Source organism: Shewanella sp. SG44-2 (assembly GCF_014164215.1).
Lineage (GTDB): Bacteria > Pseudomonadota > Gammaproteobacteria > Enterobacterales > Shewanellaceae > Shewanella > Shewanella frigidimarina.
Genome location: NZ_JACJEU010000027.1, coordinates 1 through 14,300, shown reverse-complemented (window position 1 = coordinate 14,300; position 14,300 = coordinate 1). Strand labels below are relative to the sequence as shown.

Here is a 14,300-nt window from a genome sequence, read left to right as displayed (position 1 = left end):
AAAATGGAACCTTTATGTCCTTAATTTTGGTATTAATTCTTATTGGTGCATTATTATTGCTGATTATCGGCTTTAGTATTGTCCAACAACAAAAAGAGCGAGCAGAAGCTGAACGTCGAGTAGAAGCATCTCGCCAGCGCGCCATCATAGATGAAACTGATGCCGTATTATCCAACACTGGCATGACCCCATCTTCTAGCCACATTATGTTAGTACTATATCGACGCATTCAAGATGCTTTAGAACAATCTGTTGTCCATGCATCAGGCCAATTAAAATCGGATTATGAGCGTCGCCTAGGTGACATTAAAATGCAAATAGCCACAGTGTCTAATTCACCAAGCCAAGTCCCTGCGATTGAGAACTTTCGTTTACCTGATAATGATAGGCAAGTTTTAGAATTAGTAAAAACACTTAAGAAGCTCAAAGCCATTTTACGTGCTGAACATAACAAGGGAAAAGTGGATCCGTCTATTTTTGCACAAGAAGAAATGCGTATCGACAATCTGCAATTAAGAATTAATGTTGATTCTATGATTAGCCGAGCTCGTGCAGCTTGCTTTATGAAGCAGTACGGTTCTAGTAAACAAATGGTCACAAAAGCATTAAACACGCTCCACACGATTAAAGCGCAGACGCCCAATGATCCTTTTATTGCTCGTAAAGTCGATGAAGCTAAGCAGTTACTCGATGAAATCATGGGTGCTCAAAAACACAGTGAACCGAGTGCACCAAAACCGAAAAAAGAAGGTGATGATCTTGATATGTTGTTTCAGCCAAAAAAGAAATGGTAAGTATCTTTATCTTCACTAACTAAAAAAATCCATTTAATATAAAATCTGCGTTATTTTTTAACCACACACAAAAAGTGTAAAAATACAGTGGGTTAGTATAATTACTCTCGTTCGTCAACACAGTTGTCCACAGAATCTGTGGATAACATTTTTAGCCAATTCTTATCACTATGTATAGTAGCTATAATGAATCGGTATGAGCACACGCTATATCGGTCTCTATATAACTATCGTGTGTCGGTATCGTTAACTTATGACATGTCATTTTGATCGCGTCAAGCCATTACGATCAAAAGCACCCTGTTTTGTCGTTAATCGAACAAATAATAGCTTATCAGCAAACTCAATTGAACCATTGATACTTTCAATATATTACAAAATATGAGCATTTAAGGCTCTACGTTACAATTTTTGATAATGATATTATTTAAATCGAGCCTATCCTTGTAAGCTATAGCATAAATCGAGATACTAGATAAAAATAATAATATCAGCTGTAAAAAGAGCCTTATGTTAAAAATGAATTCCATTAAAGTATTGCCTGTACTTCTACTGTTCATTCTCACCGCTTGCGGACAATCAGATGAGTTTGGTCAACCTCAACTCACACCAGAACAAGTTTCTTTGGGGTTCTTCGAAGCTATTTATGTCGATCGTGATGTCGAGAAAGCTAAAAAGTTTGTCGCACCTGACATCCAAGAGATTATGGATCATTATCATATTGCATCAGCGGTACAACGACATGTATTAGGCTTATCCATGAAACAGGTGACGATGTCTATTGATGAAATTGATATCGACTTCTTCCGAAAATTTACCGACGACGTTACTGTCATCGTTAAAATGCAAGGATTAAAAGGTGGAAGAAATTGGATTGATGATCGAACCATTCGTCTGCATAAACAAGGCAATACCTGGGTGATTGTTGAAATATTACCCGAAAAAGGTCGTATTGAAGGTTAGTATTGAGTCAAAGCATATTACCAAACTTAGCTAGTTTTAGTTTAGTCATGATGGAAGATCAAAACAATTATCACTGATTACAGATATACACCGCTATGCGATATGTTTAAGTATTATTGAAAAAACCGATTATTAGCAATAACCAATAAAAATAGCAGCCTAGGCTGCTATTTTTATTTTTTTGTCGGAGTATTTAATGCAACAACTAAGTTGTCAAAGCATTAATCAGCTCGTTCAATCGTCTTATTCTTCGTCAGAAGGTAAAGACTCTAACACGTCATCTTTCACTTGATAGTAAGCGTTTTCGTATTCATGAACTTCCATAATAACTCCAATCTTTTAGGTCGTTTTGTAGGTGTAGGCCTGTCTTTTTATAAACAACAACACGATATTGAATCCTTAATACTGACGACATCGTGTTAATGCTGGGGGGATGACATTTGCCTTACAGAGAGAAGAGTATCAATCACTTTCTTCTTGGCGCTAAGTATATCAATAGTCAGATTACTTTCAAACCACAATTACGAAAAACTTTCAGTTCTGTTTTGCGGATGGTCTAAATGTGTCTTTAAATTGAGATTTTGCACTAAAAAACAGAAAGTCTTTCAGAAATTACAACATGCTCGACGTGACAACGTACTAACGTATTGCGACACAAGTCGACGGATCCATTGCTGCTGTTAAGGCTAAATGCCGATGACAATGCCTCGATTACAGCAACTCAAACTCTATAGTTCTGATTATTTATTGAAAGAATAATGCCCTTAAAAGACGAAGCACAACATAATGAAGCACCTGAGAGCTTCACTCAAAAATAACGCCCTGCACCCATCCTGCACTATCAAAGCATTTAACACATACAGCTAAGCTTTTGGCTTAGAATTAATAGTTAAAGCTGATGAGTTCTTAGGAAATGACAGGTCTTACAGACATCAGTAGAAAATGAATCAATTTAGGATAATAAAAAACCGACATCACCTAAGTGATATCGGTTGTATTAACATCGTCATGCGATAGAGCAACGTGCCAAGGTTACACTTGACTGATAGAACTCAATACTCGCTTTTCTGAAATAGGATAAGCGGTACCTAATACCTGAGCAAAACAAGATACTCGGTACTCTTCTATCATCCAGCGAGCTTCAATGAGTGCTTCTGGGACCGGTTGTGAACGTGGCACTTTCGCTAACTGAGCCGTTAACGCCTCTTGTACTTTTGCAATACTATGCATGTGTAATCGATCGCGTGTAGGGTCAACAGGTAGCTTATCGAGTCTATTTTCAATGGCTTTTAAATAACGAACAACATCCGTTAACCGTTGCCAGCCACAGTCTTCGACAAATCCTTTATAAACAAGACTATCAAGCTGAGTTTGAATATCACTCATTGCAAATGCAATATCTAAACTAATTTTGCCTTTAAGACGTTTTTTAATACGTTGATAAATTGTCAAAATTTGTTCTACATTTAGCGCAATATTCTCTGCTGTTGGGTTGAGCTCTTGGCGAACCCACTCTTTTGCTTGTTCGAACTGCTGCTCGTTACGAATATCTAGTTGCTTTTGATCTAACAACTGCTGTACCGCTGCATTAATTATATCTTCGATTAATACCTGCACTTGTCCGAATGGATTAAAGTACATCGCTAGCTTTGCTTTATTAGGCAAAGCTTGTTGTAAATGTTTCACTGGCGAAGGTATGTTAATCAACAGTAATCGGCGCAACCCTACTCGATGATGACGTTTTGCTTCATGTTCATCATCAAATAACTTAATCGCCACATCGGTTTTATTATCAATTAATGCCGGATACGCTTTAACTTCGTAATTACCTTTGCGCTGCTGATATTGAGCGGGTAAATCGCCAAATGACCATGTGGTTATTGCCTCTTGCTCAATGCCTTTGTCTGCCACTTTACGTATTGCTTTAGCAACAACACCTTGCAGTTGACCTTTTAACAGCTCTAGATCACGACCTTGGGCGACTAAACGACCATGGTCATCCTCAATCTTAAAGTTCATCTTAAGATGTTCTGTCAGTTGAGTTACATCAAAGTCGTCAGCAGAAATGCGTACACCGCTCATGCGCAGTAACTGTTTACACATGGTATCAAGCATCGATAACTCAAACGGTTTCATCGCTTGATAACATGCCCGAGCATAATCTGGTGCGGGAACGAAATTACGACGTAGATTTTTAGGCAAGGATTTAATCAGTGCAATCAGTTTTTCTTGTCGCAACCCAGGCACGAGCCAATCAAAGTCACTGTCATCAATTTGATTAATCAGTGCAACAGGAATATGCACAGATACGCCGTCATCAACACTACCCGGTTCAAAATGATAACTGACAGTTAAGCCGAGATTACCTTTATGCCATATTTCTGGAAAATCGAGCGCTGATATATGATCGGCACTACGCTGCATTAATAATGCTTGGCTGTAATCGAGTAAGTCAGGCGTTTGTTGACGCGCTTTTTTCCACCAGGCAAAAAATAGTGGTCCATTATAAATGCCAGCTGGTATTAGCGGTTCGTAAAAATCCACCAACACTTGCTCATCGACCAAAATATCTCGCCGGCGAGATTTATGTTCTAGCGACTCTATGTCATTAAGCAATTTTTGGTTATTAACAAAAAACGTTTCTTTCGTCTGTAACTGCCCTTCGGCTAAAGCACTACGCACAAAAATATCTCGAGCTTCTATAGGGTCAATCGGCCCATATTGTACTCGACGGCGATTGACTATGGTCAAGCCATAAAGAACTTGGTTCTCAAGTGCTATAACGCTTGCCGCTTTGGCTTCAAAATGCGGTTCTAGATAATTCTTTTTCACTAAATGTGAGGCGAGTGACTCTAACCATTCAGGGTCTATTTTGGCGCAACAACGCGCAAACAAACGTGAGGTTTCAGTCAGCTCAGCAGCCATTATCCACTTAGGCCCCTTTTTCGCTAAAGGCGATCCCGGAAATACAAAGAATTTACGGTTACGCGCCCCTAGATACTCGTTGTTCTCGCCTTTAAAACCAACATGACTTAACAAGCCTGATAATAATGCTCTATGTAACTGTTCGTAACTGGCTGCACTGTCATTAATACGCCATTTCAATTCATGGACGGCTTGTTTCACTTGAGTGTATAAATCTTGCCATTCACGTACGCGTAAATACGCGAGATATTCGTCACGACATTGTTTTCTAAACTGACTGGCTGATAGCTCATGCTTTTGATCTTTTACGTGATCCCATAACTTTACCCAGCTGGCAAAGTCTGAATCTTTATCAGCATAACGGCGATGACACTCGTCTGCTGCTTGTTTCTTTTCTGCGGGACGTTCACGCGGATCTTGAATCGACAAACCTGCAGTAATCACTAATGCTTCGTGTAAACAACCCAATTTGTTCGCTTCAATAACCATTCGGGCTAAACGCGGATCGAGTGGAATTTTCGCTAAATCTTTGCCTAATGGCGTTAACACTAGGTCATTACCAGACTTTTTAACTGCTTGTAATTCTTCAAGCAATAAAAAACCGTCTCGAATGTGTTTTTGATCCGGTGGTTGAATAAATGGAAATCCGCCAATGTCACCTAATCCAATCGCCAACATGTGCAAAATCACTGAAGCAAGATTGGTTCGTAATATTTCAGGATCGGTAAATTCAGGGCGCTGAATAAAATCCATTTCATCGTAAAGTCGAATACAAATACCCGGTCCTACACGACCACAACGTCCTTGACGTTGATTTGCACTGGCTTGCGATATGGGCTCTATCGGTAAACGCTGTACTTTCGTACGGTAACTATAACGGCTTATACGAGCAGTACCAGGGTCGATAACATAACGGATCCCAGGTACGGTTAATGACGTTTCGGCAACGTTGGTGGCTAATACGATACGGCGGCCAGTGTGGCTTTTAAAGACTTTAGATTGTTCACCATAAGAAAGACGCGCGTATAGTGGTAAAACTTCAGTATCGCGATATTGCTGTTTATTGAGTAAATCTGCGGTATCGCGAATTTCGCGCTCACCATTCATAAATATCAATATGTCGCCAGGGCCAGCGGCCATTAACTCTTCTACGGCAGCAAAAATACCATCGCTGACATCTAAATCAGCATCAGTGTCGCGCACTAAAGGACGATAACGCGTTTCAACTTCAAAAGTACGCCCAGACACTTCAATAACAGGTGCGTTATTAAAGTGCTTTGAAAAGCGATCTACATCAATGGTAGCTGAAGTAATAATAACTTTTAAATCAGGACGCTTCTTTAATACCTGCTTCAGATATCCTAATATAAAATCAATGTTTAAGCTGCGCTCATGCGCTTCATCAATAATAATCGCATCATACTGGTTGAGAAATCGATCCGAGGTGAGTTCGGCGAGCAAAATACCGTCGGTCATCAGTTTAATGTAACTGTTGTCGCTCATGGCATCAGCAAAACGAACTTTAAAACCAACAACTTCGCCTAATGGGCTGTTAAGTTCATCAGCAATACGGTTCGCAACACTTCGAGCAGCAAGACGACGAGGCTGAGTATGGCCAATTAAGCCTCTCGTTCCTAATCCCAATTCAAGACAGATTTTAGGTAACTGAGTGGTTTTACCAGACCCTGTCTCCCCCGCCACTATCACCACTTGATTATTGGCAATAGCAGAGGCTATATCGTCACGTTTTTGCGACACAGGCAGTTCATCTGGATAACTGATAATAGGTCTAGACTGCAAGCGCTGTTGCGCTTTTTGATAGGCTTGTTGCGCAGCTTCAGTTAACTGAGCTAACGTTTGGGATTTTTTTTCAGACTCGGCTTCTTTATTGACACGATACAAACGACGACGAATTTTAGCAGCATCGGTTTGATAACAAAGATTGAGATACGCCTTAGATAGCGGGTGAAGGTCCGAATTCAAATCTGATTCCCTTGCTTACATCAAAAAAAGCGATCCTAGCAAGGAAAACAGCAGAATGGTATTGATTTTAACGATTGTTAAGCTGGAGATAAGTAACACTGTTGCATATAAATATTCATCGCCTTAAGCACATTGGTCCGATTAATCGTCCCAATGACTTTTCCATCATTTAATACTGGATAAATTTTCGGCTTCGCACCCAACATTTGTTCAGCGAGTTCTAAAATACTGTCATCCGGCGCGACCGTCAACACGGGGCTTTTCATGCAATCTGCCACTGTACTGGTCATATCACAGTGGTAGCTACTTTTTAACATCACTGACAAGCAATCTTGTTGGGATAAGAAACCCACTAACTTTCCAACACTATCCACCACTGGCGCGCCGCTCTTATTACTTTCGAGTAATTTTTCAACCGCTATTGCCAGTGACATATCTGCGGTTAACAGTATCGGACGTCTATCCATGTGATCTTTAATTTTTATTGAATCCATATAGCCCCCTAAATGCACGCTAATTGACTACGTGCTTAATAAATCTCGTTAATCAATTCTTAATGAATCAACATTCGAGTACTGACTTAATTTAAGTTTAGTCAATAATGGCTCAGTGGATAGAAAATAAAACCGATTGTATTAATCGGTACTTATTATCACAGCTAGAACTTACTTATCACGCCAGATCATGATTGTCGCAGCTTGGCCTTGGCTTCGAGTGGCACGATACATACCTTCGGTATTAAATGGCGTTGCGATATTGCCACGCTGATCAATCGCTATCACACCTCCAGTTCCACCAGCTGATATTAAGCGTTGATTAATGACTTCATCAGCCGCTTGAATAATCGATAATTGTTGGTATTTAACTTTGGCGCATATGTCACCCGCCACCTGATAACGAATAAAATACTCACCGTGCCCAGTTGCAGATACCGCACATACGCCATTTTCAGCATACGTTCCAGCGCCAATGACTGGAGAATCACCAATACGACCAAAACGTTTTGCTGTCATGCCGCCGGTTGACGTCCCTGCAGCAAGGTTACCTTGCTTATCAAGTGCAACAGCACCCACGGTGCCATATTTATAATTGGCGGTTAACTGTTCCACTGACGCCTGATAATCATCGCCGTTATTTTGCTCGGCTTCAATGATACTCGCTTTAGCATCAAGTAACTGCGCATAACGATGTGGGGTATCAAAATGACTGTTGGGCACAAAACTAAATTGTTGGGTTAACGCAAATTCTTCTGCCCCTTGTCCGTAAAGCATCACATGGGGTGATTTTTCCATTACCTTTCTAGCCAAATCAATCGGGTTTTTAATATGTTTAACCCCAGCGACGGCACCTGCATTCATAGTGTTACCGTCCATGACTGAGGCATCAAGTTCATGGCCACCATCAAAAGTATAAACAGCGCCAACCCCAGCATTAAATAATGGGCTATTTTCTAACACATTTATCGCAGATTGAACCGCATCGAGGCTGTCGCCGCCTTTATCTAACACTTTATATCCGGCATCAACTGCCTGTTTAAGTTTGTCGCGAATGGCTTTCTCTTGCTCAGGGCTCAGGCTAGCAGCTGAAATAGTGCCGGCGCCGCCATGGATTGCTATAGCAAAAGGTGTCTCGTCTTTTGCAAAACAGGTATTCGACGTTAAGCTTAAACATAGCGCTATCGTTAAATATAATTTATTCATGTTAGAAAAGTCCTTGAAGGTGGTTTATCTTTGTAACCATTTCTACTTGTAATTTCAATCATATCCTTGCGACTTTTATACTTTGTAGCGACAATGGTCATCATCATCAATTTTGGAAAAGTTAGCTTAACTTGTCGACAAAACGCCTTAAAATTAGCCAATTTCTATTACTTTCGTTGACCTTACTGATGTCAGGCTTGGTGCTGGCCGACGAAAATTGGTTAACGATTAACGTTACCGGCGTGCCGAAAAAAATTGAAAAGAACATTTTTGCCCATTTAGGCACATTGCCAGATAACGATGTTCAGCGCCGAGCATTTTTATTTACTGTTGACGATAACACCCATGATGCCCTTGAATCCATGGGCTATTACCATGCAATTTTAGATATTGATGTTAAAGAGAATGATAAAGGCCCTTGGGAGTTAAGCCTCAATATAATGCCAGGTGAACCGGTCATTATTCAATGGGTAGATATCCATTTTCAAGGTGACATGCTCCAAGATAATACTTTCTCGTTGTGGCTAAATAGTCTGAAAATAAAACCTGGTGATACCTTAAACCATGGTGTCTATGATTCGATAAAATCACAATTAGTCACGTTAGCACTGGCAAGAGGATATTTTGATGGTCAATATACCAAATCAGAAATCAACATTAACCGTGACTTAAATACCGCCCAAATTAACCTACAGTTTAACTCGGGTAAGCGCTATTTATTTGGTGATGTTCACTTTGAAGGCAGTACTCTCAATAATGATGTTGTCGAAGCCTTAATTCCTTTTGATGCTGATGCGCCTTACGCCACACAGCTATTAACTGAGTTTAATCGCAATTTATTAGATACAGGTTACTTTAGTAATATCAAAGTATTACCACAACTAAACAAAATTGATACTGGTGTAGTGCCGATTAAAGTTGAGCTAAGCCCGCGGCCTAGTCATCTTATTGAAGTCGGTTTAGGCGCAGATATTGGAAATAGTACAGAAAACAGTGTTGATCCTCGTGTGCGAGTCACTTGGCGAACGCCGCAAATCAATCGCTATGGCCATTATCAAGAAACCAGTGCAGAGTGGTCACCTGAGCGGCCTAAGATTTTAACCACTTATACTATTCCGTTAACCCACCCTTTAGATGATCAACTGAAAATAAAACTTGGCTTATTACGCGACACCTATGGTGTTACCCAAGATTACGACGCTGATAAACGCCAATTTAATAATACCGGGCAATTAGAGTCTAAAAAGTATCTCGTTGGGTTAACGCGTCAAAGGCGCTCTAAAAGTAATTGGTTACATGGATATTCAATTGAATCCGTGAGAGAGTTTTATAATCAGCTCGATACAGATTACGACCCACGTTTTTATTTGTTGGGTTTCAACCTCACCAAAACTGTCCGTGGCGACAACACGCTCGATCCCAAATCAGGCTATCGTCAAACTTACAGTGTTGAATACGCCGACCCGTCCCTGGGCTCAACTATCCGTCTGGCCCGTTTACAAGCCCGATTTAAATGGGTAGATACAATATTCGATAAGCATCGTTTTGTTGCCCGGGTGGATTTAGGTGCTAATATTGCTGACAAAAACGATATGGCTAATATACCGCCATCGTTACGATATTTTGCCGGTGGCGACCAAAGCATACGAGGTTACAGTTACCAAGAATTAGGCCCCTATATTGACTACACCAACAGTGAAGGCGGCTTATCTCGACAGGTTGTCGGTGGGCGCTACTTGGCGATTGGCAGTGTTGAATATCAATATTATCTTACCCCGACATGGCGAGTTGCCACCTTTGTCGATGCTGGTAATGCTTTTGATACACAACAGTTTGAACCGGTAGTATCGGTTGGTGGAGGATTACACTGGATATCACCTATTGGCCCGATTCGAATGGACCTAGGTTTTGGCTTAAAAGAAACCGAGACAGTTGCACGTTCATATCGTTTCCATTTAACCATGGGAACTGATTTATGATAGATAAACATCCCGAGCAAAGTACTTTGCAACATAATGAGCAAAACGCTCAGTCAGAAGAATCACTCAAACCAAGTAATAAAAAAGCACCTAAATCAACCAGTCTATCTGCAAGAATTTGGCGCAGCATTAAGCTTTATACCCGAATACTGATTTATGTCCCATTGGTATTATTGATGTTGTTTGCCATCATCATGGGCACCCCATTTGGCAGTAAAATGGGGGTGATGTTCGTCAATCAATTTATCAGTGATATCGATGTTGAATATGCTTCTGGCACCTTAAATGGTGATATCACGCTGCAGCATTTGTCATGGTCAATGCCTGGGATTAGCGTCGAAGCTGATGATTTAACATTGGAGTGGGTGCCAACATGTCTGATTAACAAACAACTTTGTGTCACAAATCTACTCGCATCAAGTATTGATGTGAACATTATCACTGATAATATTCCTGTAACCGAAAACACCACTGACACGGATGCTACGAACCAACCTTTTACCGAGTTTGAATTACCCATTGGCATTAATATCAGCCACGCTCAATTGGCCAATATTGATGTAGGTGTGAATGGTATGACTTTTTATGCCGACAATTTAACGACTCAAGCTATCTGGAATAGCGCTGGCCTTGTGGTTGAATCTCTCAACAGTCAGGGGTTAATCGTCAACATTCCAGATGCAACATCAACAAGCCAAACACGTTCTCAACCAAATAATAAAGCAACAAACCAAACAGTCGATCCCAAAGAAACTTCATGGCCATTGGCTAACTTACCACAGGTATTTATGCCTTTCCCTGTCAATGTTAGACAGTTTAATGCCACCGACAGTCAGCTCATTATCGGCCAGCGCAACGACCATTTTAGCCATATCGCGTTAGCGGCCAGTTTTCGTCAATTTCAACTTGGAATAACCCAACTAGACATTCAACATGATGATGGTGATATTAGCGTTATCGGTGATATTAGTTTACATGAGCACTACCCACTGACATTAAAGCTACTAGCCAATGTCGAAAACCTGCCTGAGTTGCCAGGGCTTCAACAGCAACAACTCCGTGTAGATCTTACCCAAGACTTAAGTCAATTAAATATCAACGCCATCGCTAAAGGCGATAGCCATTTCAATCTTGCAGCAGACATTGATCTCACCACGCCGGCGCTTGAATACCAAGTAACACTTACCAATGCCGCTTTGCAATGGCCGTTAAAAAATCCCCAGTACACCAGCAACATTACCCACTTTACCAGTAAAGGTAATATAAAAGACCAAGTGGCGCAGTTTGAAGGGCAACTGACAACACCTTACCACCCTACTTTGGCGGTTATTGCAGATGTTGTTAACCACAATCAAAAGTTGACCATCAATAAGCTCAATTTACAATCAATCGCGGGCAACCTAGATCTAACTGGGCAGCTATCATATAAAGATGACATAACCTGGCAAGCCAATGTGCTTACCAACGACATTCAGTTGCAATATATTGATTATATTAATCAGCAAAATCCGATCAAAAGTAAATTCAGTGGCCATTTTAATAGCACGGGCAGCATTGCCGATAAGCAATGGCAAGTGGCCATTCAAGACGCCAATTTAACCGGTCGTTTAAATGGTTACCCGCTGAACCTACAAGGCGAGATTTCATTAAATCAAGATTTTGCGATAAACGCGACAAACCTGCAGGCCAATGCCCTTGGCGCTCAATTAATCATTAATGGTCAAGCCGACAAAACATGGGACATCGATGCCGAACTTAGCGTTCCCGATGTCAGTCAGTGGCTAAAAGGCGGCCGCGGTAATATTTTTGCAAAAGTTGATGTTACGGGTAATAGTGCCGACCCAATTGTGGATATTAATGCGCAAATCAGTCAATTCAGTTACCAAGGAAGTAAAATTGACAGCCTTGACTTGCTGGCGAATTATCGACCTTATACACAGCATCAATACCGGATAGAACTGCGTAATAACAATCTTGTATGGGACAGCTATAAGCTGACAGATATCGCATTCGTCAGTGAAGGCAATCAACATCAACAACAAAGCAAACTCAATACTCAAGGTGATGTGGTCATCAATACTCAAATGACCAGTAGTAGTAATATTGATAAACAACAGTTCAATGCCACATTAACAGAATTCAATATCAGTAATGCTCTTGGACAATGGCAACAAGATAAACACATAACCGCAAGCTGGGATCAACTCAATAATCGTGGCAGTGTGAGCCGTTTTTGCTTAGTGCATCCACACAATAAATTGTGCTTAATCAATGATGTTAATTTAGGTCACACTGGCCAGGCTAATATTACTTTTACCGGTAATCCCGGCAAAACATTGGCACCTGTGTTGTCTAAAAAAATCACCTGGAGCGGTGAAGCAGCGCTAACAACTCAAGTTAATTGGGCTAAAGGTAAAAAGCCTACTGCAAATGTTCAGTTTACGCTTTTACCGGGAAATATTAAGCTAAGTCGAGCCAAAAACAACACTATCAGCATCGACTACCAGCAGTTACTATTTCAAGCATCGCTTGATGAAAAACAAATTAATAGTTCATTGAGTTTTGATTCGTCCGGCATAGCAAGTTGGCAAAGTCAGCTGAGTGTCAACATCACGCCCGATCGCACCTTACTAGGTACGATTAATGTTAATGAGCTTAATCTGGCGCCTTTTGGAGAGTTCTTCCCAAGGTTAGAAACCTTAGAAGGCATGTTGTCCAGTCGATTAAATTTATCCGGCACTCTTATGGACCCGAGTGTCTCGGGTAATATTAAACTCAGTGACGGTGCATTTGCCTTATCCACTAACCCAACATTAATCGATAAACTGTACTTGTCACTGGCTCTAGAAGGCCAACAAGGACAACTCAATGGCCAATGGCATATGGGTGACGGACAAGTGACTACGACAGGTACCCTCGCTTGGCCACAAGGAAAGTTTAGTGGTGACATTGATGTCAAAGGTGAAAATTTAGCAGTAATTCAACCGCCAATGGCAATATTAAATGTCTCTCCAGATATTAATATGACCTTTGATGAGCAACTGTTTGCGATAAAAGGCAAAGTTGACGTGCCATCAGGACAAATAAAAATTACACAGTTAGCAGAAGGAGGCGTTGCGGTATCGAACGATGTGGTATTTAACGATTCAGTGTCTGAACAAACCGTTAAAACCAGTCCTTATGCCGTTACAGCCGATTTAAATATCAGTGTAGGTAAACGTCTTACTATTGATGGTATGGGTCTTAAAGGAAGGCTAGAAGGCGATCTGATACTAAAACAACAAGCTTTTAAACCTCCCATGTTATTTGGTGATATTAAAGTCAACAAAGGGACTTATAAGTTTATGGGACAAACCTTAAGTATTAACACTGGTGAAGTCCAATTTATTGGCCCGACAGAATTACCAAACCTAAATATAGAAGCGACTAGAGACATTAAAGAGAGTGATATCACCGCCGGTGTTCGAGTCACGGGTACCCCAATGCGTCCAGTGGTTACCTTATTCTCTAATCCAGCAAAAGAGCAAGCTGAGGTGCTTTCTTATATTTTGACGGGTAAAGGCTTTACCAGTACAACCAACCAACAAAGTAACTCACTAATGATGGGCGCCGCCCTCAGTTTAGGCTCACAATTTGATGGTGGAGCAATGAATAGCATTGGCAGTACTGCAACGGGTCTAATTGAAAAGTTTGGATTTTCGAATGTACAACTTGATACTAATGATGACGGTAAAGTGGCCGTAAGTGGGTATATAGGTGAAGACTTAATGATTAAATATGGCGTGGGAGTATTTAACCCCGGTTATGAAATGACTGTGCGATATTATTTGTTTTCACAATTATATTTGGAAAGCGTGTCGAGCACCTTAAGTCAATCACTTGATATCTACTATAGCTTCGAAATCGATTAGCATTTGGCATTTGGAATTTGGAATTTGGAATTTGGCATTTGGCAT

General features: G+C 40.7%; 7 protein-coding genes. 4 read left to right on the top strand and 3 right to left on the bottom strand.

What is annotated here, in order from left to right; all coding sequences use genetic code 11:
* The first annotated feature begins 14 nt into the window (after window positions 1–14).
* Window positions 15–794, top strand: a complete 780-nt coding sequence (locus tag H5181_RS16450; protein WP_011636922.1) for a hypothetical protein — start codon at window positions 15–17, stop codon at window positions 792–794.
* 510 nt (window positions 795–1,304) lie between these two features.
* On the top strand, window positions 1,305–1,757 hold the full coding sequence (locus H5181_RS16445; RefSeq protein ID WP_011636921.1) for a DUF4878 domain-containing protein: 453 nt from the start codon (window positions 1,305–1,307) through the stop codon (window positions 1,755–1,757).
* A 1,032-nt stretch (window positions 1,758–2,789) separates the two neighbouring features.
* On the opposite strand, the gene hrpA is transcribed toward H5181_RS16445, so the two are convergent.
* The 3 genes from hrpA to H5181_RS16430 form a co-directional block, all read right to left on the bottom strand.
* A complete protein-coding gene (hrpA, locus tag H5181_RS16440; RefSeq protein ID WP_182751543.1) occupies window positions 2,790–6,665 on the bottom strand; it encodes an ATP-dependent RNA helicase HrpA in 3,876 nt (1,291 codons plus the stop codon).
* A 77-nt stretch (window positions 6,666–6,742) separates the two neighbouring features.
* Complete coding sequence (locus tag H5181_RS16435) at window positions 6,743–7,159, bottom strand: CBS domain-containing protein (protein ID WP_182751542.1); 417 nt, start codon at window positions 7,157–7,159, stop codon at window positions 6,743–6,745.
* Between the two features lie 171 nt (window positions 7,160–7,330).
* Complete coding sequence (locus tag H5181_RS16430) at window positions 7,331–8,365, bottom strand: isoaspartyl peptidase/L-asparaginase family protein (RefSeq protein ID WP_182751541.1); 1,035 nt, start codon at window positions 8,363–8,365, stop codon at window positions 7,331–7,333.
* Between the two features lie 188 nt (window positions 8,366–8,553).
* Between H5181_RS16430 and H5181_RS16425 the strand changes: the two genes are divergently transcribed.
* Complete coding sequence (locus H5181_RS16425; RefSeq protein WP_011636917.1) at window positions 8,554–10,344, top strand: autotransporter assembly complex family protein; 1,791 nt, start codon at window positions 8,554–8,556, stop codon at window positions 10,342–10,344.
* Window positions 10,341–14,255, top strand: coding sequence for a translocation/assembly module TamB domain-containing protein (locus H5181_RS16420; RefSeq protein ID WP_182751540.1), 3,915 nt, complete (start codon window positions 10,341–10,343; stop codon window positions 14,253–14,255). The genes H5181_RS16425 and H5181_RS16420 overlap by 4 nt, the downstream gene beginning before the upstream one ends.
* Window positions 14,256–14,300: the final 45 nt, after the last annotated feature.

Coding starts and splice junctions, on each gene's coding strand:
- H5181_RS16450 (WP_011636922.1), top strand. CDS start 15: ATGTCCTTAATTTTGGTATTAATTCTTATTGGTGCATTATTATTGCTG.
- H5181_RS16445 (WP_011636921.1), top strand. CDS start 1,305: ATGTTAAAAATGAATTCCATTAAAGTATTGCCTGTACTTCTACTGTTC.
- H5181_RS16435 (WP_182751542.1), bottom strand. CDS start 7,159: ATGGATTCAATAAAAATTAAAGATCACATGGATAGACGTCCGATACTG.
- H5181_RS16430 (WP_182751541.1), bottom strand. CDS start 8,365: ATGAATAAATTATATTTAACGATAGCGCTATGTTTAAGCTTAACGTCG.
- H5181_RS16425 (WP_011636917.1), top strand. CDS start 8,554: ATGTCAGGCTTGGTGCTGGCCGACGAAAATTGGTTAACGATTAACGTT.
- H5181_RS16420 (WP_182751540.1), top strand. CDS start 10,341: ATGATAGATAAACATCCCGAGCAAAGTACTTTGCAACATAATGAGCAA.